The 23,130-nt window shown below is 70.8% G+C and carries 20 protein-coding genes; 9 read left to right on the plus strand and 11 right to left on the minus strand.

Features of this window, described 5'->3' with window-relative positions; translation table 11 throughout:
- Window positions 1–20: 20 nt before the first annotated feature.
- On the minus strand, window positions 21–968 hold the full coding sequence (locus QF037_RS29630; RefSeq protein WP_307030362.1) for a LysR family transcriptional regulator: 948 nt from the start codon (window positions 966–968) through the stop codon (window positions 21–23).
- Window positions 969–1,018: 50 nt separating this feature from the next.
- Between QF037_RS29630 and QF037_RS29635 the strand changes: the two genes are divergently transcribed.
- The gene (locus tag QF037_RS29635) at window positions 1,019–1,594 is read left to right on the plus strand and encodes an RBBP9/YdeN family alpha/beta hydrolase (protein ID WP_307030364.1); all 576 of its coding nucleotides are present in this window, start codon (window positions 1,019–1,021) and stop codon (window positions 1,592–1,594) included.
- On the opposite strand, the gene QF037_RS29640 is transcribed toward QF037_RS29635, so the two are convergent.
- From QF037_RS29640 to QF037_RS29650, 3 genes are all read right to left on the minus strand, one after another.
- Window positions 1,572–2,825, minus strand: coding sequence for an MFS transporter (locus QF037_RS29640; protein WP_307030366.1), 1,254 nt, complete (start codon window positions 2,823–2,825; stop codon window positions 1,572–1,574). The two genes, QF037_RS29635 and QF037_RS29640, sit on opposite strands and share 23 nt — an antisense overlap.
- A gap of 79 nt (window positions 2,826–2,904) precedes the next feature.
- Window positions 2,905–3,705, minus strand: a complete 801-nt coding sequence (locus QF037_RS29645; RefSeq protein ID WP_307030368.1) for a sugar phosphate isomerase/epimerase family protein — start codon at window positions 3,703–3,705, stop codon at window positions 2,905–2,907.
- 10 nt (window positions 3,706–3,715) lie between these two features.
- Window positions 3,716–4,690 (minus strand): bifunctional helix-turn-helix transcriptional regulator/GNAT family N-acetyltransferase, encoded by a 975-nt coding sequence (locus tag QF037_RS29650; RefSeq protein WP_307030370.1) that lies wholly within the window; start codon window positions 4,688–4,690, stop codon window positions 3,716–3,718.
- A 169-nt stretch (window positions 4,691–4,859) separates the two neighbouring features.
- Here QF037_RS29650 and QF037_RS29655 point away from each other — a divergent pair, with 169 nt between their 5' ends.
- Window positions 4,860–5,528 carry a class I SAM-dependent methyltransferase gene (locus tag QF037_RS29655; RefSeq protein ID WP_307030372.1) on the plus strand — a complete coding sequence of 223 codons (669 nt, stop codon included), beginning with the start codon at window positions 4,860–4,862 and terminating at the stop codon, window positions 5,526–5,528.
- Window positions 5,529–5,647: 119 nt separating this feature from the next.
- A complete protein-coding gene (locus QF037_RS29660; protein ID WP_307030374.1) occupies window positions 5,648–7,114 on the plus strand; it encodes a hypothetical protein in 1,467 nt (488 codons plus the stop codon).
- Here QF037_RS29660 and QF037_RS29665 read toward each other — a convergent pair.
- Window positions 7,080–7,580: a hypothetical protein gene (locus QF037_RS29665; protein WP_307030376.1), complete on the minus strand. Its 501-nt coding sequence runs from the start codon at window positions 7,578–7,580 to the stop codon at window positions 7,080–7,082. The genes QF037_RS29660 and QF037_RS29665 overlap by 35 nt on opposite strands.
- Window positions 7,581–8,001: 421 nt before the next feature.
- Complete coding sequence (locus QF037_RS29670; protein WP_307030378.1) at window positions 8,002–9,048, minus strand: LacI family DNA-binding transcriptional regulator; 1,047 nt, start codon at window positions 9,046–9,048, stop codon at window positions 8,002–8,004.
- A 335-nt stretch (window positions 9,049–9,383) separates the two neighbouring features.
- Here QF037_RS29670 and QF037_RS29675 point away from each other — a divergent pair, with 335 nt between their 5' ends.
- From QF037_RS29675 to QF037_RS29685, 3 genes are read left to right on the plus strand one after another with little or no spacing between them, the layout of a single operon-like run.
- On the plus strand, window positions 9,384–10,535 hold the full coding sequence (locus QF037_RS29675; RefSeq protein ID WP_307030380.1) for a Gfo/Idh/MocA family protein: 1,152 nt from the start codon (window positions 9,384–9,386) through the stop codon (window positions 10,533–10,535).
- The gene (locus QF037_RS29680) at window positions 10,532–11,683 is read left to right on the plus strand and encodes a dihydrodipicolinate synthase family protein (RefSeq protein WP_307030382.1); all 1,152 of its coding nucleotides are present in this window, start codon (window positions 10,532–10,534) and stop codon (window positions 11,681–11,683) included. Before QF037_RS29675 ends, QF037_RS29680 begins: the two co-directional genes overlap by 4 nt.
- Before the next feature lie 32 nt (window positions 11,684–11,715).
- Window positions 11,716–12,513 (plus strand): sugar phosphate isomerase/epimerase family protein, encoded by a 798-nt coding sequence (locus tag QF037_RS29685; RefSeq protein ID WP_307037430.1) that lies wholly within the window; start codon window positions 11,716–11,718, stop codon window positions 12,511–12,513.
- 206 nt (window positions 12,514–12,719) lie between these two features.
- Here QF037_RS29685 and rbsD read toward each other — a convergent pair whose 3' ends face one another.
- From rbsD to QF037_RS29710, 5 genes are all read right to left on the minus strand, one after another.
- Window positions 12,720–13,118 (minus strand): D-ribose pyranase, encoded by a 399-nt coding sequence (gene rbsD, locus QF037_RS29690; protein ID WP_307030384.1) that lies wholly within the window; start codon window positions 13,116–13,118, stop codon window positions 12,720–12,722.
- On the minus strand, window positions 13,115–14,017 hold the full coding sequence (locus QF037_RS29695; RefSeq protein ID WP_307030386.1) for a ribokinase: 903 nt from the start codon (window positions 14,015–14,017) through the stop codon (window positions 13,115–13,117). The genes rbsD and QF037_RS29695 overlap by 4 nt, the downstream gene beginning before the upstream one ends.
- Window positions 14,018–14,086: 69 nt before the next feature.
- The gene (locus QF037_RS29700; RefSeq protein WP_307030388.1) at window positions 14,087–16,036 is read right to left on the minus strand and encodes an ABC transporter permease/substrate-binding protein; all 1,950 of its coding nucleotides are present in this window, start codon (window positions 16,034–16,036) and stop codon (window positions 14,087–14,089) included.
- Complete coding sequence (locus QF037_RS29705; protein WP_307030390.1) at window positions 16,026–17,555, minus strand: sugar ABC transporter ATP-binding protein; 1,530 nt, start codon at window positions 17,553–17,555, stop codon at window positions 16,026–16,028. The genes QF037_RS29700 and QF037_RS29705 overlap by 11 nt, the downstream gene beginning before the upstream one ends.
- Window positions 17,552–18,589, minus strand: a complete 1,038-nt coding sequence (locus tag QF037_RS29710; protein ID WP_307030392.1) for a LacI family DNA-binding transcriptional regulator — start codon at window positions 18,587–18,589, stop codon at window positions 17,552–17,554. The genes QF037_RS29705 and QF037_RS29710 overlap by 4 nt, the downstream gene beginning before the upstream one ends.
- Window positions 18,590–18,796: 207 nt before the next feature.
- Between QF037_RS29710 and QF037_RS29715 the strand changes: the two genes are divergently transcribed.
- The 3 genes from QF037_RS29715 to QF037_RS29725 all read left to right on the plus strand — a co-directional run bounded on the left by QF037_RS29715 (window position 18,797) and on the right by QF037_RS29725 (window position 23,110).
- Window positions 18,797–19,162: a hypothetical protein gene (locus tag QF037_RS29715; protein WP_307030394.1), complete on the plus strand. Its 366-nt coding sequence runs from the start codon at window positions 18,797–18,799 to the stop codon at window positions 19,160–19,162.
- A 169-nt stretch (window positions 19,163–19,331) separates the two neighbouring features.
- Complete coding sequence (gene recD2, locus QF037_RS29720; RefSeq protein WP_307030396.1) at window positions 19,332–21,587, plus strand: SF1B family DNA helicase RecD2; 2,256 nt, start codon at window positions 19,332–19,334, stop codon at window positions 21,585–21,587.
- Window positions 21,588–21,820: 233 nt separating this feature from the next.
- Window positions 21,821–23,110 carry a citrate synthase gene (locus QF037_RS29725; protein WP_046262476.1) on the plus strand — a complete coding sequence of 430 codons (1,290 nt, stop codon included), beginning with the start codon at window positions 21,821–21,823 and terminating at the stop codon, window positions 23,108–23,110.
- Window positions 23,111–23,130 lie beyond the last annotated feature (20 nt).

Raw genomic sequence — 23,130 nt, forward strand, 5'->3', positions numbered from 1 at the left:
GGCCACCCGCGGTTTTTCGTCTAGGCCCGGGACACGTCCGCCAATCGCCGCGCCTCCAGGACCAGGTGCCGCCTGACCGTCTCCAGGACCGGGTCCGCGTCCGCGCCCGTGCGGACCGCCGCGAAGATGTTCCGCGAGGGAGGGGCGCCCTGCGGGGTCAGTACCGCCAGTGCGCGGTGGGCGTACAGGGGGTGGACCAGGCGGGGGATCAGGGCCACGCCCGCTCCCGCCTCCACCAGGGCCGCCAGTGCGCCCCAGTCGTTGACGGCGTGCCGGATGTCCGGGGTGAAGCCGGACGTCGCGCAGACGGCGCGGGCGATCGCGCCCACACAGCTGCGGGCGTCCCCCGCGATCCAGGTCTCGCCGGCCAGCTCCCGCAGTGGGATCCGTCCGCGTCCCGCCAGCCGGTGATCCGCCGGGACCACGATGTCCATCACGTCCGTCAGCAGGTCGGACCGGGTGTAGCGGCGGTCCGTGTGGGGCGGGGTCGCCGCGAAGTCCACCGCCACGGCCACGTCCACCTGGCCGGCGTCCAGGGCCGTGAACAGGTCCGGCGGTTCCGCCTCCACGACGTCGACGCGGACGTGGGGGAGGTGTTCGGCCAGTCCTCGCAGCACGCCCGGCAGCAGGCCCAGGATGCCGCTGGAGAAGCAGCCGATGGTCACCGAGCCGCGGCCGCCGCTCCCGTACGCCGCCAGGTCGGCGCGGGCCCGCTCCAGTTGGGCGGCGATCTCGTCGGCGTGGGCCAGCAGCACGCGGGCCTGTCCAGTGAGCCGTACGCCTCGGCCGTCCCGTTCCGTCAGGGGTGCGCCGATCTCGCGGGCCAGCGCCGAGAGCTGCTGCGAGACCGCCGACGGGGTCAGGTGCAGGGCCTCCGCCGTTCTCGCCAGACTGCCCCGGCGCTGGAGTTCACGCAGGACGGTCAGACGGCGCAGGTCGACTGTGAAGGCCTCGCTTACCTGTTCCATCGAGAAAGGTTAACTGGACCCTGGGGGCAGGTTCGGAAACGATCGATGCCATGACCGCCTACCTCATCCTCCACGGCTGGCAGAACCACCGGCCCAAGGACCACTGGCAGCACTGGCTCGCCGACCGTCTCGGCGAGCTCGGTCACCAGGTGACGTATCCCCAGCTGCCCGACCCGGACGACCCGGACCTGGAGGTGTGGCTCGGTGAACTCGCGCGCCATCTTGCGGAGGACGCACCGGATGTCGTCGTCGCCCACAGTGCCTCCGTCCTGCTGTGGCTGCACGCCGTCGCCCGCGGGATCGTCGGGCCCGGTGACGTGGACCGCGTTCTGCTCGTCGGCCCGCCCTCCCCGTCCGTTCTCGCGCGGTATCCGGAGGTCACCGGATTCGCCCCGCCGACGCTGGACCTCACCCTCCCCGGCCCGACCGTCCTCGTCGCCGGCGACGACGACCCGTACTGCGAGGGGGGCGCGCAGGCCGTCTACGGCGACCCTCTCGGCATCCGCACCACACTCCTCCCCGGCGCGGGCCACCTCGACCTGGACGCCGGCTACGGCTCCTGGCCCTCCGTACTGGAGTGGTGCCTGGACCCGGGAGCCGAGTTCACGGTCCGGCCGGAGCGGTAGCCGTACCGGGCGCGCCCGTCCGCCGCAGTTCCGGCGTCGTGACGCCCACCGCCGTCACCGCCGCCAGACACATCAGCCCGCCGGAGATCAGCGCCGTCGCGCCCGAGGACCAGCCCGCGACCAGGCCACCGCGCAGATTGCCCAGGTGGGGGCCCGCCTGACCGACGATCGTCTCGGCGGCGGTGACACGGCCGAGGAGAGCGTCGGGGGTGAGGGTCTGGACGATGGTCGTACGGGAGAGCACGGCGAGGGCGTCCGCCGCGCCGGCCAGGGCCAGCAGCCCCAGGCCCGCCCAGGCGCTCGTCGTCAGACCGAAGAGAAGGAGGGCCGCGCCCCACCCCGCGGACGCGCACAGCATCACCGGGCCGGGGCGGGCCAGCCGGGTCACCGGGCCGGAGAAGGCCGTCGCGGTGACCCCGCCCACCGCCAGCGCCGACAGGAACAGGCCCAGGGTGCGGGGGTCGCCGCCGAAGCGTTCCTCGTTGACCAGGGGGAACAACGACGTGGGCATCGCCAGGAGACAGGCCGCGAGGTCCGTCAGCAGCGCGCCGCGCACCGCGCGGTGGCCGGTCAGAAAGCGCAGACCGTCCAGGACGCCGTGGACGCCGGGTCGTGACCTGTCGCCCTCGGGTGGCAGCGCGGGCAGGCCGTAGGCGCCGTAGAAGGACAGGGCGAAGCTCAGCGTGTCCAGCAGGTAGCAGACGCCGATGCCCCACCAGCCGAGGACGACACCGGCGACGGCGGGGCCGACCAGCATCATCGCCTGGCCGGTGACCTGCTGGAGGGCGAGACCGGCGGCCACCTGCTCCTTGGGCAGCAGCCGAGGGACGAACACGCCCGCCGCGGGGGCGCCGAGCGCGGCGAAGGACGTCTGGGCCGCCACCAGCACGAGGACCACGGGCACCGGCGCGTGTCCGGCGAAGCCCTGCACGGTCAGCAGCAGGGAGCAGGCCGCCGAGCCGACGGTGCCGGTGAGATACATACGGCGGCGGTCGACGCGGTCGGCCCAGGCGCCCGCGAACAGGCTGACGGTGACCATCGGCACGGCCTGCGCGATGCCGACGGCCCCGCTCCAGAACGCGCTGTGCGTCATGTCCCAGACCTGGTACATGACGGTGACCATGGTCATGAAGGTGCCGAGCGTGGACACCGTGCGCCCGAACAGCAGCCGCCGGAAGACGGGGGAGGTGCGCAGGGGCCGGACGTCGAGGAGCACGTCGGACAGGCTCATGAGAGGGGGACCGGGAGCGGGGCGGGCTGATGCACCCCGGGACGCTAACCGGCCCCCGGCCCCTGAGCCACCGAATTACCTACGCGCTCTCGTTCAGGAGCCGGGCCAGGTGCTCGCGGCCCGCGCCCAGCAGCTCGGGAAGCGGTGCGGCCCCCTCGTACCAGCGCTTCTCGTACTCCCAGCACAGCCAGCCGTCCCAGCCGTGGCGGGACAGGACCTCGACGCACTCGGCGAGGGGCAGTACGCCCGAGCCGAGCGGGAGCGGGGTGGTGTCGTCGGGCGAGGCGATGTCCTTGACCTGGACGTATCCGAGGAACGGGGAGAGTGCCGCGTACGTCTGCGAGGGCTGCTCGCCGCCCAGCCAGGTGTGCATGACGTCCCACAGCGAGCCGACGTTGCGGTGGCCGACCGGGCCCAGGATGCGGATCGCGTCGGCTCCGGTGCGGTGCGAGTCGTGGGTCTCCAGGAGGATGCGTACTCCGGCGTCCGCCGCGTACTCCGCCGCCGTGCCCAGGCGCCGGGCCGCCGTCGCGTCGGCCTCGGCGGCCGACTGCTCGGGGCTCGCGCCGGGGAAGACGCGGATGTACGGGGCGCCCAGGTCGCGGGCGAGGTCCAGGAGGGCGCGGATCTCCGCCAGCACCGGCTCGTCGTCGCCCGGCGCGGCCACGCGCGCGTACCCGGCGAGACCGAGGACCTCCACCCCGGCCGCCTTGAACTCGGCCACCGTGTCAGCCCGTTGGGCGGCGTCGATGCCGGGATGTACCGCCTCCTCCGGGTGCGCGCGCAGCTCTACGCCGTGATAGCCGTGCGTGTGCGCGAGGCGGAGTACCTCGGGGACGGGGAGACCGGGGACGCCGAGAGTGGAGAACGCCAGCTTCATGCTCCGGACTCTACGCGTCACTCCTGGGCGCGTGCAGATCCAGGCGCCAGTCCTGGCCGACCAGGTCCTTGCCGAAGGAGCGGTGCGGTTTCTCGGCGACGAGGACGAAGCCGTGGCGCTGGTAGATGTGGCGGGCGGAGGCGAGGATGTCGTTGGTCCACAGGACCAGGTCGCGGTAGCCGACGCCGCGTGCGAAGTCGACGACGGCCGAGACGAGCCGGTCGCCGATGCCGAGTCCGCGCGCGTCCGGCTCGACCAGCAGCAGCCGCAGCCGGGCCGTGCCGGGTGCCTCGTCCCGTACGCACATCACACAGCCCACCGGCCGGCCGTCGAGCTCCGCGATCCACACCCGCTCCAGGTGCGGGTCGTGGTCCTCCGCGAAGTCGGCGACGATCCGGGCCACCAGCCCTTCGTAGTCGGCGTTGAAGCCGTGCTCCACGGTGTAGAGGGCGGCGTTGCGCTGCACGATCCAGCCCAGGTCGCCCGGGCCCGGGTCGCGCAGCAGGACGTCCTCGCGGCGATGGGGGTCCCCCCGCTCGAGCGAAGCCGAGAGTGGGGGAGGGCGGCCGTCGGAGAGGAGCTCGCGGACGGTCCGCATGGCCTCGGCGAGACGGGGGCGGTCGGCGGACGGGACCGTGGCGAGCAGCGCGCCCACGGATTCGTCCGCGCGCTCGGCGAGCAGGGCGGCGGTCTCCCGCCCCCGCGCCGTGAGCGTCACGCGCCTGCGCCGCGGGTCGCGGCGCGACGGGGTGCGTTCGATCAGCCCGTCCTGCTCGAGCTTGTTGAGGATGCGGCTCAAGTAGCCCGCGTCCAGCGAGAGTTCGCCCCGCAGGTCCGCCGCGTCCGTACGCGGGGAATGCGCGAGCTCGTACAGGACGCGGGACTCGGTGAGGGTGTACGGGGCGTACAGCTGACGGCTGTAGTCGAGGGCGCCGATGAGGTTGGTGTAGAAGCGGTTGAAGGCGCGGATGTCCTGCACGGTCATGGTCGTCGGCCCCTCCTCGACCCCTTCGCCAACCCCCGAATGGTTGACTCAGTCAGAGATTTACCGTACGACGGCCCCGCACCCCCGTCCACTCCCCGGCGGGACTCGGGGCCGACGCCGTGAGCGAACGGGTGTTTGTGACAGGGGAGTTGTTCGCAGCCTCTAGGACATGACGACGACCACACCGGCGTACGACGCCCACGCGGACTGGTACAACGCCTACATGTCACCGACCTCGGGCGGCGAGTACGTTGCCCGGGTGCATGCGACGCTGAGGGAACTGCTGGGCCCCGGCGAGGGGATCTGTCTGGACGTCTGCTGCGGGACCGGCGCCCATGCGTCCGTGGCGGCGGAACTCGGCCGGACCTCGTTCGGGTTCGACCTCTCCGGCGGTCAGCTCCGCCACGCGGCCGGCCGGCTGCCGGTCGCGGTCGCCGACGCGACGGCGCTGCCGCTGGCCGACGCCTCGGTGCCGGCCGCGATGTGTGTGCTGGCGAGCACGGACGTCCCCGACTACGCGGCCGTCCTGCGGGAGATCGCCCGGGTGCTGGCGCCCGGCGGACGGTTCGTGCACCTGGGCGTCCACCCCTGCTTCGTCGGCGCGTTCGCCGACTGGCGGGAGCGGGGACGGGTGGTGCTGGACGAGCGGTACGCCGACCGCGCCCGCACCCTCGACTCCTGGAACCCCGCCGGTGTACGGGCCCGGGTGGGGGCCTGGCACATCCCGCTGGCCGATCTTCTGAACGCCGTGGTGTCGGCGGGGCTGCGGCTGGAGCGGACCGTCGAGATCGGGCCGGGCGGGGTGCCGGAGCTGTTCGGATTCGTCGCGATGCGATGAGGTTCGTGTCGGAAACCCGGCCCAGCTAGAGAAACGCTTGCGTTTCGTTAAGCCCTCTCATAGTCTGTCGGTACGAAACCGTTTCGTATCGACATCGACAGATGGGGAGGTGGACCGCGATGACAGGTTCTCCGGTGTTCCTGGCCGTGGCCCTCTCCCTGGTCTCGGCGATCTGCTACGCGGCGGCCGCGGTCGTCCAGGAGCGGACCGCCGCCGACACCACGAGCGTGCGCGGGGCGCTGGCCCGCGGCGCGTGGTGGGGGTCCGTGCTCCTCAACGCCTGCGGTGCGCTGCTGCATGTGGTCGCCCTGCGCTACGGACCGCTGACCCTGGTGCAGCCCCTCGGCGCGCTGAGCCTCGTGCTCGCGGTACCGCTGGGCTCGCTGGTCTCGGGCCGCCGGACCTCGGGCACCCAGTGGAACGGCATGGGCTTCACCCTCCTGGGGCTGACGACCCTGCTGGCCGTCACGGCCTCGGGACGCGGCGACACCCTGAACACCACCGGGGTCCTGCTGGTGGCACTCGTCGCCGCCGCGGCCGTCACGCTGCTCTCGGCCCGCGGCGGCCTCGCGGTCGCCGCCGCGTCCGGCATCGCCTCCGGGGTCGGCTCGACGCTGGCACAGAAGCTCGCGGTCGGCCCGACGCTCTCCTGGAGCACGGCGCTGGTGGCGCTCCTGACGGTCACCTTCGCGGTGGGCGGCCTGCTGCTCTCCCAGAAGGCCTACCGCCACGGCCTCGGCGGCCCCCTCGCTCTGCTCACCCTCGTCAACCCCGTCACCGCGTCCGCGATCGGCATCACCCTGCTGGGCGAGGGCTTCCGCTACGGCCCCACAGGCACCCTCCTCGCCCTCACCGCCGCCGCGGCCGCCATCCACGGCGTGACCTTGCTCAGCCGCCCGGACCCCACCCCGGCCACCGGCCGGGCAACCCCGACGCGCCCGGCCCCGTCCGACAGGCCCGATGCAGAACAGGGCACCGCCCGGGTACGACCGGCTCGCTTCGCCTCGCTCGGTCGGTCTGTGGCCGGGCAGGACGTCGGTCGAGTGCAGCCGGCACGCCCCGTCCTGGTCGGTGGGCCGCTGGGCAGGACGTTGCGCCGGGGTTTGGCTGGCGACCCGCCGTCCGGTGCCCCGACTGGCCGCGTGACCCTCGCCGTCCCTACGAGCCCACGGAGGCAACCGCATCGACCCGGGCCTCTCGCAGCCGACGCGCGAGAAGCTCCATCTCGGGCGGTGTCCCCGTGTACGTCCCGCCCCCAGACCCGCTCCAACACGTCCTTGGCATCACCGAGTTCGAGCCGTAGCGCGGCACGCAGAACGCGCAGCACGGTGACCCGGTGCTCGGGCGCCCGCAGCCGCAGTACGGCGGCCCCGTGCGCGGCGAGAAGCAGTTCCCGTTCGTCGTCCGACAGCTCGCCCGCAGTCGGCGACGCCGAACCGGCAAGCGCGGCAGGTCACTTCGACGCCCAACCGCAAGGAGTCATCGACGTGAGCCGGGGTGTGGTGCGGCGGAGGCGCGCGTACCCGGACACAGACACGGGATACCTCACCCTCACAGATACGAGAAGAACCGCGTCTCCCAGGTGACCGGATCGTTCGGGCTCCCGTCCCAGTCGACCTCGGGATACCAGCCGGCCAGGTCGCTCACGCCGTCGTACGGCCGCAGCAACAGCCGCTGCGGAACCCGCACATACCCCAGGTCGGACAGCGCCGACTCGATGATCCGCCGCTCGGCCTCGGTGAGCGCGCACTCCGTCGTGCCGTCGGCGGCGGTGACGAGGGCCAGGTCTCCGAAGTTGCTGAGATCGATGCTGAGGGCCACACCGGCCTCGGTCGCAGCGGCGGGAATGTGGACGCCGAAGTACGCACTGGCATCCTGCCGCGACACCCCGCTGCACGGCTGCCCGAACTCCCGGCTCAGCCGCTCAAGCAGCACGCTCCGCATGAACTCGGCCCGCTCATGGTCGTACCCCTCGGGAAACTCAAGGTGCTCCGGCCCCGGCAAACGGTCCAGAGCATCCAACAAGTCGAGAATCCGCTGATCGTCGTCCACGCCCAAGTCATACCGCAGGGCGCCGAAACGGGTTAAGGGCAGGCCGGGAGCCAGCGGACGAGGACGCACCGTCCCGGTCCCCCACCCACCCGCAGGCGGCCGCGCCTCTCGACGCCGGTCCAGGTATTTCAGCCCGCCCAGCGTCCGAGGACGAGGATCTGCCGTCCCAACCCCCACCCACCCGCAAGGCGGCTGCGCCTCTCGACGCCAGTCCCGCTGTTCCAGCCCGTCCGGCGTCTGAGGACGAGGCCCTTCGGGCCGATGGGGGCTCCAGGGGGCGGAGCCCCCTGGAGCGGGGTCGAAGGGGCAGCGCCCCTGGAGGATGGGACGGGTAGGGGCGGCGGGGGCGAAAACAGCCGAGGGCAACCCAACGCCGTGCCCTCCAACGCCGTACCCCCCGACGTCGTACCCCCGAAAACCCTCAGCCCCGCGGCCCCCCCGTAGACCCCCGCACCATCAACTCCCCCCGAATCACAGCGATCCCCCCGGGCGGCCCCTCCTCCCGCCCCATGGCGATCCGCCCCGCCCGAGCCCCCGCCTCCGCCAACGGCAACCGCACCGTCGTCAACGCGGGCACCGCATCAATACTGAACGGCAGATCATCGAACCCGGCGACGGACACATCATCCGGAATCCGCAGCCCGGAGTCCCGCAGCGCAGCACACGCCCCCAGCGCGACGGAGTCGTTCGCCGCCACCACCGCCGTAAGAGACGGATCCCGCCGCAGCAACTCCAGCGTCGCCTCGTACCCCGACCGCCGGTCGTACCGCCCGTGCACGGTCCACCGCGGATCCTCGGAGATCCCCGCGTCCGCGAGCGCGGCCCGATGCCCCTCCAGCCGGTCCCGCGTGGTCGTCCGCTCCTCCGGCCCCGCGATGTACCCGAGCCGCCGATGCCCGAGCCCGAGCAGATGCTCCGTCAGCTCCCGCCCGCCCCCACGGTTGTCGAAGGTCAGCGCGACCGCCCCGGTCTCCGGCGCCGGTGGCCGCCCGCACAGCACCACCCGCGTCCCGGCATCCTCCAGCCTCCGCAACTTCGCGGCGACCGCCGCCGCGTGCGGCGCGTTCTCCACCGCACCGCCCGTCAGCACCACGGCCGCCGCCCGCTGTCTCTGCAGCAGGGTCAGATACGTCAGCTCACGCTCGGGAGAGCCCCCGGTGTTGCAGGTCACCGCCAGCCGTTCACCGCCCGCGCGCCCGCCCGGACCGCCGATCTCGGACTGGATCGCGCTCGCCATGATCCCGAAGAAGGGGTCCGCGATGTCGTTGACGAGAATCCCGACCAGGTCGGACGTCGCCGCGGCCAGCGCACTCGCCGGCCCGTTCAGTACGTAGTCCAGTTCGTCCACGGCCCGCAGCACCCGCTCACGGGTGGTTGCGGCCACGGGATAGTTCCCGTTCAGCACGCGCGACACCGTCGCGGGCGAGACCTGCGCGCGCGCCGCCACGTCCGCCAGGGTCACCGTCATCTCGTCGTCCTCCGGTCGCGCATCGTCGTACCTCGTCGTACTCGGGCTCCGCGCCCGTCCCCGCACAGTCAGCCACGCAGGACTGTGCGGCTGCACAGACGCCGCACAGTCAGTCATGGTTCCGAGCAGACCCTAAGGCCCCGACACCCCGCTGTTCGTCCCCTCGAACAACTCGAAGCGGTCACGGTCTTGTCCGAACCGCTGCTCAGAGGCTAGCTTCTCATCAGATAGAAAGCGCTTGCTGTGACGCTCATCAGTGGTGGCGTACGCGGCGCGCACAACCGCGTACGGAATGCGCAGGGAATGCTGCGCACGACGCCTACGAAGGGATCGACGTGACACGCAAGACGGTGCGTATCGCCATGAACGGTGTGACCGGGCGCATGGGCTACCGCCAACACCTGGTCCGCTCCATCCTCGCGCTCCGCGAGCAGGGCGGCCTCGACCTCGGCGACGGCACCGTGCTGTGGCCGGAGCCGATCCTGGTCGGCCGCCGCGAGCACGCGCTGAAGGCGATGGCCGAGCAGCACGGCCTGGAGCACTGGGCCACGGACGTGGACGAGGTCCTCGCCGACGAGAGCGTGGACATCTACTTCGACGCCCAGGTGACCTCGGCCCGCGAGGAGGCGCTGAAGAAGGCGATCGCGGCGGGCAAGCACATCTACACCGAGAAGCCGACCGCCACCGGCCTGGACGGTGCCCTGGAGCTGGCCAGGCTCGCCAACGCCGCCGGCATCAAGCACGGCGTCGTCCAGGACAAGCTCTTCCTCCCGGGCCTGCTCAAGCTGAAGCGCCTCATCGACGGCGGCTTCTTCGGCCGGATCCTCTCGATCCGCGGCGAGTTCGGCTACTGGGTCTTCGAGGGCGACTGGCAGACCGCCCAGCGCCCCTCGTGGAACTACCGGGCCGAGGACGGCGGTGGCATCGTTGTCGACATGTTCCCGCACTGGGAGTACGTCCTGCACGAGCTGTTCGGCCGGGTGAAGTCCGTCCAGGCCCTCACCGCCACCCACATCCCGCAGCGCTGGGACGAGAACGACAAGCCGTACGACGCGACGGCCGACGACGCCGCCTACGGCATCTTCGAGCTCGACGGCGGCGCGATCGCCCAGATCAACTCCTCCTGGACCGTCCGCGTCAACCGCGACGAGCTCGTGGAGTTCCAGGTGGACGGCACCGAGGGCTCGGCCGTCGCCGGTCTGCGCAACTGTCGCGCCCAGCACCGCTCGGCCACCCCGAAGCCGGTCTGGAACCCGGACATCCCCGCCACCGAGGTCTTCCGTGACCAGTGGCAGGAGGTCCCGGACAACGCCGAGTTCGACAACGGCTTCAAGGCCCAGTGGGAGCTGTTCCTGAGGCACGTCTACGCCGACGCCCCCTACCACTGGGACCTCCTCGCCGGCGCCCGTGGCGTCCAGCTCGCCGAGCTGGGTCTGAAGTCCTCGGCCGAGGGCCGTCGCCTCGATGTCCCGGAGATCGCGCTGTGACCATCCAACTCCCTGACACCAGTGGGAACGTGAGGGCTTACGAGCCCCGCCAGGAGCCCCTCGCCCTCACCACGGGTTCCCCCCTCACCTCTCGTACGGTGTTCTCGGCGGCCCATGTCGTCGCCGACCCCTTCGCCGACACCACCCCCGACTCGCCCGCAGCGATCGACTGGGACGCCACCCTCGCCTTCCGCCGCCATCTGTGGTCCCACGGGCTCGGTGTCGCCGAGGCGATGGACACCGCCCAGCGCGGGATGGGCCTGGACTGGGCGGGCGCGGCGGAGCTGATCCGGCGCAGCGCCGCCGAGGCCAAGGCGGTCGGCGGCCGGATCGCGTGCGGCGTCGGCACCGACCAGATCGCGGCCGGTTCGCCGGCCGAGGTCCGCGCGGCCTACGAGGAGCAGCTCGCCCTCGTCGAGGAGTCCGGCGCGCAGTCGATCCTCATGGCCTCCCGCGCCCTCGCCGCCGCGGCCCAGGGTCCCGAGGACTACCTCGAGGTCTACGGCCATCTGCTCCGCCAGGCCTCCGAGCCGGTCGTCCTGCACTGGCTGGGCCCGATGTTCGACCCGGCGCTGGAGGGCTACTGGGGCTCGTCCGACCTGGACGCGGCGACCGACACCTTCCTGGAGGTCATCGCGGCCCACCCGGACAAGGTCGACGGCATCAAGGTCTCGCTCCTTGACGCCCAGCGCGAGATCGACATCCGCCGACGCCTGCCGCAGGGCGTCCGCTGCTACACCGGCGACGACTTCAACTACCCCGAGCTGATCGCGGGCGACGAGAAGGGCTTCAGCCACGCCCTGCTCGGCATCTTCGACCCGCTGGGCCCGCTGGCGGCCGAGGCGGTGCGCGTCCTGGACACCGGCGACACGGCGGGCTTCCGTGAACTGCTCGACCCCACCGTCGAGTTGTCCCGTCACCTCTTCCAGGCGCCGACCCGCTTCTACAAGACGGGCGTGGTGTTCCTGGCCTGGCTCGCGGGCCACCAGAGCCACTTCACCATGGTCGGCGGCCTCCAGTCGGCCCGCTCGCTGCCGCACTTCGCCCGCGCCTACGAACTCGCCGACGGGCTGGGCCTGTTCCCGGACCCGAAGCTGGCGGAGGAGCGGATGAAGAATCTGCTGTCCCTGTACGGAGTGAACCAGTGACCGGCGACCTCTCCCGCTTCTCCATCAACCAGATGACGGTCAAGCAGCTGTCGATGCCGGAACTGGCCGACGCCTGCGGCCGGTTGGGCATCGTCAACGTCGGTCTGTGGCGGGAGCCCGTCCAGACGTACGGCCTGGAGGCGACGGCCAAGCTGGTCCGCGACGCGGGCCTGACCGTCACCACGCTGTGCCGTGGCGGCTTCTTCACGGCCATCGACGCGGGGGAGCGCGCCGCGGCCCTGGACGACAACCGCCGTGCCGTCGACGAGGCGGCGACGCTGGGCACGGACACGCTGGTGCTGGTCTCGGGCGGCCTGCCCGCCGGTTCGAAGGACCTGCACGGCGCCCGTGAACGCATCGCGGACGCGCTGTCGGTTCTCGGCCCGTACGCGGAGGAGCGCGGCGTGAAGCTGGCCATCGAGCCGCTCCACCCGATGTACGCCTCCGACCGCTGTGTGGTCTCCACGCTCACCCAGGCGCTGGACCTCGCGGAACGCTTCCCCGCCCACCAGGTCGGCGTCACGGTCGACACGTACCACATCTGGTGGGACGACAACGCTCCCGCGCAGATCGCCCGCGCGGGCGCCTCCGGCCGCATCCACACCTTCCAGCTCGCCGACTGGACCACCCCGCTGCCCGAGGGTGTCCTCAACGGCCGCGGCCAGATCGGCGACGGCGCGATCGACATGCGCGAGTGGCAGGGCTACGTCGAGGCGGCCGGCTACACCGGCGCCATCGAGGTGGAGCTCTTCAACGACGAGCTGTGGGCCCGGGACGGGCGCGAGGTGCTGGCGGAGACGGCGGCGCGGTTCGTGGAGCACACGGCCTGACCTGCGAAGGGGGGCGCCGGTAAAAATTTCTTGAGAAACCGTGCAACCCTCCCCGCACCTGGCGGGTCGTACTTGGCATCAGGACTTCTGGGGAGGGGATCTGGGGGGATCGCGGGGGTTCTGATACGGAGGGGAAAACCCGAGGGGGCCTGGTCGACGGACCAGGCCCCCTCGAAGTTTGTACGGCTGGAACGAAGCTCGTACGGCTAGAAGAACACCCCGCAGCGCAGCAGCACGTTCGCGTACGGCCGTGCTTCGCCGGTTCTCACGACCAGCCGCGCCCGCGCCGACAGCTCCTTGAGCCGCTCGTGCGAGACGAACTCCAGGGCGCCGCCCTCGCCGAAGTACCCGTCCAGCAGCGTCGCCGCCGTCGGATTGGCGTCCCGTACCTCCGTCGCCGCCGTGGCCCCCTCCACGACCAGCTCGGCCAGCAGCCCGTCCACCACCTCGGCGAACGACGGCACCCCGGCCCGGAAGGCGAGGTCGACGACCCGGGGGCCGTCCGGTATCGGCATGCCGGCGTCACAGACCAGCACCCCGTCACCGTGCCCCAGCTCGGCGAGCGCGCCGGAGAGATGACGGTTCAGGATTCCCGCCTTCTTCACAGCGCGTCGACCTCCGCAGCGGTCGGGAAGGACGCCTGGGCGCCCTCCTTCGTGACGGCGGCCGCGCCCACCCGCGCCGCGTACGCCGCGGCCTCGGCCAGCGAGGCACCGGCACCGAGCCGGTACGCCAGCGCCGCCGTGAACGCGTCGCCCGCGCCGGTCGTGTCCACCGCGTCCACCTTGACCGGCGCCACCCGGGCCACGCCCTCCTTGGAGGCCACCAGAGCCCCCTGCGACCCCAGCGTCACCACCACCGACCGCGGCCCCTTCGCCAGCAGGATCCGTGCCCAGTCCTCCGGCTCGTCCCCGACCCGGGAGTCACCGAGGATGACCTTCGCCTCGTGCTCGTTGACGATCAGCGGATCGCAGGCGGCCAGCACCTCCGTCGGCAGCGGCCGCGGCGGCGACGGGTTCAGCACGAAACGGCTGTCCGGCGCCAGATTCCGTACGACCTCCACGACCGTCTCCAGCGGGATCTCCAGCTGCACGGAGACCACCCGCGAGGCGTGGAAGAGGCTGACCGCGGCCCGTACGTCCTGAGGCGTCAGCCGCCCGTTGGCACCCGGCGAGACCACGATGCTGTTGTCGCCCGACGGGTCCACCGTGATCAGCGCGACCCCCGTCGGCGCACCGCCGACGAGAACGCCCACCGTGTCGACCCCGGACGAGCGCTGCGAGTCCAGCAGCAGCCGGCCGTACGCGTCGTCGCCGACCCGGGCCAGCAGGGCCGTACGGGCGCCGAGGCGGGCGGCCGCGACTGCCTGGTTCGCGCCCTTGCCGCCCGGGTGGACGGCCAGGTCGGAGCCGAGCACGGTCTCACCGGCGCCCGGCCGGCGCTCGACCCCGATCACCAGGTCGGCGTTGGCCGACCCTACGACCAGGAGGTCGTAGTCGTACATGAAGTTGCTCCCCTGGTAAGTGATTTCGGGCGGGCGGTCCCCCATGGGAGAACCGCCCGCCCTGTGGTCTCAGCCCGTGAACCCGGCCACGTTCTCCTCCGTGACCACCTTCACCGGCACCATCACCGACTTCGCGACCTTCTCACCCTCGGCGGCCTTCACCGCGTTCCGCACGGCGATCCTGCCGAGTTCGGACGGCTGCTGCGCCACGGATGCGTACAGCGTGCCTGCCTTGACGGCCTTGAGACCGTCGTCGGTTCCGTCGAAGCCGATGACCTGCACGGACTTTCCTGCCTTGGAACCGAGCGCCTTGATCGCGCCGAGCGCCATCTCGTCGTTCTCCGCGAAGACACCGGAGACGTCCGGGTTGGCCTGCAGCAGGTTGGTCATGACGTCCAGGCCCTTGGTGCGGTCCCAGTCGGCCGGCTGCTTGGCGACGACCTCGATACCCGGGTAGGCCTTCAGCCCCTCGGCGAAACCGGCGCCGCGCTCCCGGCTGGCGGAGGTGCCGGCCTGGCCCTGGAGGATCACGATCTTTCCCTTGCCGCCCAGCTTCTCGGCGAGCGACTTGGCGGCGAGCTTGCCGCCGGTGGTGTTGTCGGAGGCGACGAGCGCGGCGGTGGTCGCGTTGTTGACCGCGCGGTCGACGGCCACCAGCGGGATGTCCGCCTTGTTGACGGCCTTCGCCGCCGGGGTCACCGCGTCGGAGTCCACCGGGTTGACGATGATCGTGCCGAGTCCCGAACTGGTGAAGTTCTCCAGCTGGTTGGCCTGTTGTGAGGCGTCGTTCTGCGCGTCCGTGACGGTCAGGTCCACGCCCAGCTTCTTCGCCTCGGCCTGCGCGCCGGCGCGGATCGACACGAAGAACGGGTTGTTGAGCGTCGAGAGGGACAGCCCGATCCGCTGCGACTTCCCCGCGTCCGAGGAACCGCTGTGCAGGAAGGAGGTGGCGCCGACGATCGCCGCCGCGACCACGGCGGCGAGCAGGTAGGTCGCCGCCTGCCTGCCCTTGTTGCCGGTCCCGCTCGCCGTCACCGGGGTCGCCCCGGCCTTGCGGCGCACGGTGTCGAGGAGCACGGCGAGCGCGATCACCACACCGATGACGACCTGTTGCCAGAACGCCGAGACGGACAGCAGGTTGAGCCCGTTGCGCAGCACCGCGAGGATCAGCGCACCGATCAGCGTGCCGGACGCCTTGCCCGTGCCACCGGCCAGCGAGGCACCGCCGATGACGACCGCGGCGATCGCGTCGAGCTCGTAGCCCTGCGCGGCCTGCGGCTGCGCGGAGGAGAGCCGGGAGGCGAGCACGATGCCCGCGGCGGCGGCGAACAGTCCGGAGAAGGCGTAGATCGCGAGCTTCTGCCTCTGCACCCGCAGACCGGAGAGCCGGGCCGCCTCCTCGTTGCCGCCGATCGCGTACATCGAGCGGCCGATGTACGTCCGGCCCAGCACGAACGCGGTGATGAGGCCCATGGCGACCATCACGAGCACCGGCACCGGCAGCCAGCCGCCGAGCGTGTCACCGAGGTGCGAGACCGAGTCGGGGAAGGCGATGGGGGAGCCCTGCGAGATCACCAGGGACAGACCGCGGGCCACCGACAGCATGGCGAGCGTCGCGATGAACGGCGGCAGCTTCCCGTACGAGATGAGGAAGCCGTTGACCAGGCCGCACGCTATGCCGGTCGCGACGGCGAGCAGCACCGCCAGGAAGACCGGCACGCCCTCCGACGTCGCGCTCCAGGCGAGGACGGTGGCGGAGAGGGCGGCGACCGAGCCGACCGACAGGTCGATGCCCGCCGAGACGATCACGAAGGTCACACCGAAGGCGAGGATGGCGGTCACGGCCGCCTGGACGCCGACGTTGAGCAGGTTGTCCGTCGTCAGGAAGTCGCCGGACAGTGCCGACATCGCGATGACGAGGACGATCAGCGCGGTGAGCGCGCCGTTGTCGAGGAGCAGGCGGCGAAGCCCCGAGGCGCCACTCGCGCCCGTCGTGCTCTTGAGCGTGTCAGTGGCCACGGGTGGCCTCCGTTTCGGTCTTCTCGTTCGGGGGGTTGCTGACGGCGAGGGCCATCACGGCGTCCTGCGAGGCCTCGGCGGCGGAGAGTTCACCGGCGATCCGGCCCTGGGCCATGACCAGGACCCGGTCGCTCATGCCGAGCACCTCGGGCAGATCGCTGGAGATCATGAGGACGGCGGCGCCCGCGGCCGTCAGTTCGTTGATGAGCTGGTAGATCTCGACCTTGGCGCCGACGTCGATCCCGCGCGTCGGCTCGTCGAGGATCAGCACCTTGGTGTCGGCGAGCAGCCACTTGCCGATGACGACCTTCTGCTGGTTGCCGCCGGAGAGCGTGCGCACATGCTGCTGGAGCCCGGCCATCCGGACGCCCAGCTGCTCGGCGATCCGGGCGGCGGCCTCCCGCTGGCCCTTGAGATCGACGAGCCCCGCGCGCGTGGCCGAACGCAGCGTCACCAGCCCGAGGTTCTCCTCCACGGACGCGTCCAGGACGAGCCCCTGGCCCTTGCGGTCCTCGGGGATCAGCCCGATGCCGGCGGCCATGGCGGAGTTGACGTCGTGCCGCTTCAGGGGCGCTCCGGAAACCTTCACGGCGCCCTTGTCGTACGGGTCCGCGCCGAACACGGCCCGCACGACCTCGGTACGGCCGGCCCCGACGAGCCCGGCGATGCCGACGACCTCACCGGCGTGCACCTCGAAGGTGACGTCGCGGAAGGCCCCGTCGCGGGTGAGCCCCTCGACGGTGAGCAGCGCGGCGCCCTTCTCAGGCTGTTCGCGCGGGTACTGCTGCTCGATCGAGCGGCCCACCATGAGGCGTACGAGCTCGTCCTCGGGGGTGTCGGCGGGGACCTGCCCGACGGACCTGCCGTCGCGGATGACGGTGACGCGGTCGCCGAGGGCGGCGATCTCCTCGAGATGGTGGGTGATGAACACGATGCCCACGCCGTCCTCGCGGAGCTTGCGCACGATGGCGAAGAGCTTCTCGACCTCCTCGGAGGTGAGCACGGCGGTCGGCTCGTCCATGATCAGCACGCGCGTGTCCAGACTCAGCGCCTTGGCGATCTCGACCATCTGGAGGCGGGCGATGCCGAGTTCGCGCACGCGTGCGCGGGGCGAGACATTGACGCCCACGCGCGCGAGGAGGACCTCGGCGTCGGCCTCCATCCTCTTCCGGTCGATCATGCCGAAGCGGCGCGGCTGGCGGCCCAGGAAGATGTTCTCGGCGACCGTGAGGTCGGGCACGAGGTTGAACTCCTGGTAGATGGTGGCGATCCCGAGGCGCTCGGAGTCCTGCGCGCCATGGATGCGCACCTCCTTGCCACCGGCCAGGATCCGCCCGCCGTCCGGGGTGTAGGCGCCGGAGAGCATCTTGATGAGGGTGCTCTTGCCCGCGCCGTTCTCACCGAGGAGGACGTGCACCTCACCGCGGCGCAGATCGAAGTCGACGCCGTCCAGCGCGACCACACCGGGGAAGGTCTTCCTGATGCCCTCGATGCGCAGCAACTCGTCCTGGTTGCTCACGACTGGCTCCTGTTCTGTGCGGGTGCCGACTCGGGGGAAGCCGGCTGCTCGCCGCACGAGCGGCGTACGACGAGACGGGCGGGGAGGGTGACGGACTGCGGGGGCCGTCCCTCGATGCGGTCGACGAGCGCGCGCACGGCGGCACGGCCCAGCTCGCCCGTGGGCTGGGCGACCGCGGTGATCGGCGGATCGGTGTGCACGAACCACGGGATGTCGTCGAACGCGGCGAGCGCGATGTCCTGCGGAATCCGCAGCCCACGCGCGCGTACGGCGTCCAGGGCGCCGAGCGCCATCAGGTTGTCGGCCGCGAACACGACCTCGGGCGGCTCGGGCAGATCGAGGAAGCCCTCGGTGACCCGGCGCCCGCTCTCGGCCTGGAAGTCGCCCTGTCCTGTGTAGGCGTCGGGGAGTTCGAGACCGTGGGCCTGGAGTGCTTCCCTGAAGGCCTCCACACGCTCGCGACCGGTGGTGGTGGCGGCGGGCCCCGCGATGATGGCGAGCCGCCGGTGTCCGAGCGCGTGCAGATGCGCGACGAGATCACGCACGGCGCCCCGCCCGTCGGACCGTACGACGGGCACGTCGACGCCGGGGATCCACCGGTCCACGAAGACCATCGGGGTCCCCCCGCGCGCGGCGTCCAGCATCAGCGGGGAGCCGCCGTCGGTGGGGGAGACGAGGAGGCCGTCGATACGGCGGTCCAGCAGGGTCCGTACGTGGTGGTCCTGGAGGTCGGGCCGCTCGTCGGCGTTGCCGATGATGACGCTGTACCCCAGCGTGCGGGCCTCCTCCTCGACGGAGCGGGCCAGCTCGGTGAAGTACGGGTTCATCACGTCGCTGATGACCAGGCCGAGGGTGCGGGTCTGGTCGGTGCGCAGCGAACGGGCGACGGCGTTCGGGCGGTAGCCCAGCGCATCGACGGCGGCCAGTACACGGGTGCGTGCGTCGTCGCTGACCGACGGGTGGTCGTTCAGGACGCGCGAGACCGTGGCGACGGAGACCCCCGCCTCGGCAGCGACATCCTTGATGCTCGCCATCGCCGCTCCACCTCCTCGTGGAATCGATTACATCGACGTATGCAGAGGATTGGAATCGATTACACGCGGGTTATCAAGCCCCTCCCGGCATCCCGAGATCCGATCGTGATGATCGGCGCTCAGATGTGCCGCGGCCGCGGGAGTGCCACCCTGGAGGTACGGACTGATCTCACCGGGGCCCTCGCGAGGGCCGGAGACGGAGGAGTCATGACGTCGGCGACACGGAACGACGTCCCCGTGGCCATCGAAGGCAACGGGGTCGAACTGCGCACGATGCCCATCGGCGGCGGCATGTCCGTCGGCTACATCCACCTCCCGCAGGGCGCGGACATGGGCCCCGCCTTCAAGGGCCTGACCGGCGACGCCTGCCAGTGCCCCCACTGGGGCTACCTCCTCAAGGGAAAGCTCCGGATGCGCACGGCCACGGGCTCGGAGACCTACGAGGCGGGCCAGGCGTACTACTGGGCCCCCGGCCATGTCCCGGAGGCGCTGGAGGACTGCGACTTCGTGGAGTTCTCCCCGACGGAGGACTTCGAACCGGTGATCACCCACGTGCAGTCCCAGTCCGCCTGACCGCTGACGCCCCCACTGTCACAGGCCCCCGGTACCGTCGGATCATGGCTCAGGGGCTCGCCGTACTCGAAGGCGTACTGGAGCGGATCACATGCCTTTGACAAGTCGGTGATCGGGCTGAACGGCGGGAGCTGCTCCCGCTGTCAGACCTGGCCGGTACCGTCGGATCATGTCCAGGCAAGAGGCAGAAGCGGACCGCCGATTGGCCACGTTGGAAGGCGTGCTCGAACGGATCACGTACGCCAACGAGGAGAACGGCTACACGGTCGCCCGTGTCGACACGGGCAGGGGCGGCGGCGACCTCCTCACCGTCGTCGGCGCGCTGCTCGGCGCCCAGGTCGGTGAGTCCCTCCGGATGGAGGGGCGTTGGGGCTCGCATCCGCAGTACGGCAAGCAGTTCACCGTGGAGAACTACACGACCGTCCTGCCGGCCACCGTCCAGGGCATCCGCCGCTACCTCGGCTCGGGTCTCGTCAAGGGCATCGGGCCCGTCTTCGCCGACCGCATCACCCAGCACTTCGGCCTGGACACCCTCCAGATCATCGAGGAGGAGCCCAAGCGGCTCATCGAGGTCCCCGGGCTCGGCCCGAAGCGGACCAAGAAGATCGCCGACGCCTGGGAGGAACAGAAGGCGATCAAGGAGGTGATGCTCTTCCTCCAGACCGTGGAAGTCTCCACGTCCATCGCCGTGCGGATCTACAAGAAGTACGGCGACGCCTCCATCTCCGTCGTCAAGAACCAGCCCTACCGCCTCGCCTCCGACGTCTGGGGCATCGGCTTCCTCACCGCCGACAAGATCGCCCAGTCCGTCGGCATCCCGCACGACAGCCCGGAGCGCGTCAAGGCGGGTCTGCAGTACGCCCTTTCGCAGGCCACCGACCAGGGCAACTGCTACCTCCCCGAGGAGAGGCTGATCGCCGACGCGGTCAAGCTCCTCCAGGTCGACACCGGTCTCGTCATCGAGTGCCTCGCCGAACTGGCCCAGCCGGACGAGGACTCCGGCGAACCCGGCGTCGTACGCGAAAAGGTGCCCGGCGAGCACGGGGAACCCGTCACCGCGATCTACCTCGTCCCCTTCCACCGAGCCGAACTCTCCCTCTCCGCCCAGCTGCTGCGCCTCCTGCGTACCGACGAGGACCGTATGCCGGGCTTCCACGACGTGGCCTGGGACAAGGCGCTCGGCTGGCTGAAGGGCCGTACGGGCGCCGACCTCGCCGCCGAGCAGGAGGCCGCCGTCAAGCTCGCGCTCACCAAGAAGGTCGCCGTCCTCACCGGCGGTCCCGGCTGCGGCAAGTCCTTCACGGTCCGCTCGATCGTGGAGCTGGCCCGCGCCAGGAAGGCCAGGGTCGTCCTCGCCGCCCCCACGGGGCGTGCCGCCAAGCGCCTCGCCGAACTCACCGGCGCCGAGGCCTCCACCGTCCACCGCCTCCTGGAGCTGAAGCCGGGCGGGGACGCGGCGTACGACAAGGACCGTCCCCTCCCGGCGGACCTGGTGGTGGTGGACGAGGCCTCGATGCTGGACCTGCTGCTCGCCAACAAGCTCGTGAAGGCGGTGCCCCCGGGCGCGCACCTCCTCTTCGTCGGGGACGTCGACCAACTCCCCAGCGTCGGGGCGGGGGAGGTCCTGCGCGACCTGCTCGCCGACGGCAGCCCCATCCCCGCCGTCCGTCTCACGCGCGTGTTCCGTCAGGCCCAGCAGTCCGGGGTGGTCACCAACGCCCACCGGATCAACTCCGGGCAGCACCCCGTCACCGACGGCATGAAGGACTTCTTCCTCTTCGTCGAGGACGACACGGAGGAGGCGGGCCGGCTCACGGTCGACGTGGCGGCCCGGCGAATTCCGGCCAAGTTCGGACTCGACCCGCGCCGCGACGTCCAGGTCCTCGCCCCCATGCACCGGGGCCCCGCCGGCGCCGGAAACCTCAACGGCCTGTTGCAGCAGGCCATCACGCCGGGCCGCCCCGACGTCCCGGAGAAGCGGTTCGGCGGAAGAGTCTTCCGCGTCGGCGACAAGGTCACCCAGATTCGCAACAATTACGAGAAGGGCAAGAACGGTGTCTTCAACGGCACCGTGGGCGTCGTCACCTCACTCGACCCGGTCGACCAGCGCCTCACGGTGCTGACGGACGAGGACGAGGAGGTTCCGTACGAATTCGATGAACTGGACGAACTGGCCCATGCGTACGCGGTGACCATTCACCGTTCCCAGGGCAGTGAATATCCCGCTGTGGTGATCCCCGTCACCACGGGAGCATGGATGATGCTTCAACGGAACCTGCTCTACACGGCGGTCACCCGGGCCAAGAAGCTGGTCGTCCTCGTCGGTTCGCGCAAGGCGATCGGTCAGGCGGTGCGCACGGTGTCGGCGGGGCGGCGCTGTACGGCCCTCGACTTCCGCCTCTCACCGGGCCCCCTCCGGGAGTGAGGTGGGGCGCCGGGTCATGCATCGCGAAAAATGATCGATCAAATGAGTCATGAAGGTCACAGAGCCCTTCCGGAACCGGGCGAGGAGGGGCAGGATGGGCAAGCTGGCGGCACTGAGTGCCGCCAATTAGCCCAATGGCCGACCCCGAGTGCACTCTCCTGCGCCAAATGGGGGATGGTAGAGACAGTCAGGGCAACCTCGAAGATGAGGCACAACGTCGGGTGAGGGAAGACGTGAGCGACAACTCTGTAGTACTGCGGTACGGCGACGGCGAGTACACCTACCCGGTGATCGACAGCACCGTCGGCGACAAGGGCTTCGACATCGGCAAGCTCCGCGCCCAGACCGGTCTGGTGACACTGGACAGTGGCTACGGGAACACCGCGGCCTATAAATCCGCCGTCACCTACCTCGACGGCGAGGCGGGCATCCTCCGCTACCGCGGCTACCCGATCGAGCAGCTGGCCGAGCGCTCCACCTTCCTGGAGGTCGCCTACCTGCTGATCAACGGTGAGCTGCCGACCGTCGATGAACTCTCCGTTTTCAAGAACGAAATCACGCAGCACACCCTGCTGCACGAGGACGTCAAGAACTTCTACCGTGGCTTCCCGCGCGACGCCCACCCGATGGCGATGCTGTCCTCGGTCGTCTCCGCGCTGTCCACCTTCTACCAGGACAGCCACAACCCCTTCGACGAGAACCAGCGCAACCTCTCGACGATCCGCCTTCTCGCCAAGCTTCCGACGATCGCGGCGTACGCGTACAAGAAGTCGATCGGTCACCCGTTCGTCTACCCGCGCAACGACCTCGGTTACGTCGAGAACTTCCTGCGGATGACCTTCTCGGTCCCGGCGCAGGAGTACGAGCTCGACCCGGTCGTCGTCTCGGCCCTGGACAAGCTCCTCATCCTGCACGCCGACCACGAGCAGAACTGTTCGACGTCGACGGTCCGCCTGGTCGGTTCCTCGCAGGCGAACATGTTCGCGTCGATCTCCGCCGGCATCTCCGCCCTGTGGGGCCCGCTGCACGGTGGCGCCAACCAGTCCGTCCTGGAGATGCTCGAGGGCATCCAGGCGTCCGGCGGCGATGTCGACTCCTTCATCCGCAAGGTGAAGAACAAGGAGGACGGCGTCCGCCTGATGGGCTTCGGCCACCGGGTGTACAAGAACTTCGACCCGCGCGCCAAGATCATCAAGGCCGCGGCCCACGACGTTCTCTCGGCGCTGGGCAAGTCCGACGAGCTGCTGGACATCGCCCTGAAGCTGGAGGAGCACGCGCTCTCCGACGACTACTTCGTCTCGCGCAGCCTCTACCCGAACGTCGACTTCTACACCGGCCTCATCTACCGCGCCATGGGCTTCCCGACCGAGATGTTCACGGTCCTCTTCGCCCTCGGCCGCCTCCCCGGCTGGATCGCCCAGTGGCACGAAATGATCAAGGAGCCCGGCTCCCGCATCGGCCGCCCCCGCCAGATCTACACGGGCGTCGTCGAGCGCGACTTCGTCCCGGTCGAGGAGCGCTGACACCTACCGACGGGGGCGCC

Origin of the sequence: Streptomyces canus, assembly GCF_030815415.1 — a bacterium.
Classification (GTDB): domain Bacteria; phylum Actinomycetota; class Actinomycetes; order Streptomycetales; family Streptomycetaceae; genus Streptomyces; species Streptomyces canus_F.

What these genes read in the sequence shown, in the direction of transcription:
- QF037_RS29630 (WP_307030362.1), bottom strand. Translation starts at nt 968, where the DNA reads ATGGAACAGGTAAGCGAGGCCTTCACAGTCGACCTGCGCCGTCTGACC.
- QF037_RS29635 (WP_307030364.1), top strand. Translation starts at nt 1,019, where the DNA reads ATGACCGCCTACCTCATCCTCCACGGCTGGCAGAACCACCGGCCCAAG.
- QF037_RS29640 (WP_307030366.1), bottom strand. Translation starts at nt 2,825, where the DNA reads ATGAGCCTGTCCGACGTGCTCCTCGACGTCCGGCCCCTGCGCACCTCC.
- QF037_RS29645 (WP_307030368.1), bottom strand. Translation starts at nt 3,705, where the DNA reads ATGAAGCTGGCGTTCTCCACTCTCGGCGTCCCCGGTCTCCCCGTCCCC.
- QF037_RS29650 (WP_307030370.1), bottom strand. Translation starts at nt 4,690, where the DNA reads ATGACCGTGCAGGACATCCGCGCCTTCAACCGCTTCTACACCAACCTC.
- QF037_RS29655 (WP_307030372.1), top strand. Translation starts at nt 4,860, where the DNA reads ATGACGACGACCACACCGGCGTACGACGCCCACGCGGACTGGTACAAC.
- QF037_RS29660 (WP_307030374.1), top strand. Translation starts at nt 5,648, where the DNA reads ATGACAGGTTCTCCGGTGTTCCTGGCCGTGGCCCTCTCCCTGGTCTCG.
- QF037_RS29670 (WP_307030378.1), bottom strand. Translation starts at nt 9,048, where the DNA reads ATGACGGTGACCCTGGCGGACGTGGCGGCGCGCGCGCAGGTCTCGCCC.
- QF037_RS29685 (WP_307037430.1), top strand. Translation starts at nt 11,716, where the DNA reads ATGACGGTCAAGCAGCTGTCGATGCCGGAACTGGCCGACGCCTGCGGC.
- QF037_RS29695 (WP_307030386.1), bottom strand. Translation starts at nt 14,017, where the DNA reads ATGTACGACTACGACCTCCTGGTCGTAGGGTCGGCCAACGCCGACCTG.
- QF037_RS29710 (WP_307030392.1), bottom strand. Translation starts at nt 18,589, where the DNA reads ATGGCGAGCATCAAGGATGTCGCTGCCGAGGCGGGGGTCTCCGTCGCC.
- QF037_RS29715 (WP_307030394.1), top strand. Translation starts at nt 18,797, where the DNA reads ATGACGTCGGCGACACGGAACGACGTCCCCGTGGCCATCGAAGGCAAC.
- recD2 (WP_307030396.1), top strand. Translation starts at nt 19,332, where the DNA reads ATGTCCAGGCAAGAGGCAGAAGCGGACCGCCGATTGGCCACGTTGGAA.